Annotated in this window: 1 rRNA gene; it reads left to right on the forward strand. The window is 43.0% G+C overall.

What is annotated here, in order from left to right:
* Positions 1-177: 177 nt before the first annotated feature.
* Positions 178-235, forward strand: a 5S ribosomal RNA gene (rrf, locus tag ACXAGK_RS19520); the annotation flags it as partial.

Genomic DNA, 235 nt, shown 5'->3' on the forward strand with positions numbered 1-235 from the left:
GGCGTTAAGCTAACCTGTACTAATTGCCCGAGAGGCTTAACCATACAACGCCCAAAAAGCTTTAGGCTTTTGAGTGTTGTAGACAAGCTAAGCTCTGTAAAGAGCCACAAGTAGAGTGAAAAGTAGTTACTCACTGATTGAATTGATATCCAGTTTTCTAGATTGTTACCAGTTTTTCCTGGCAGCCATAGCGATACGGTACCACCTGACTCCATTCCGAACTCAGAAGTGAAAC

It is taken from the genome of Alteromonas sp. ABM1_013, from assembly GCF_056160505.1.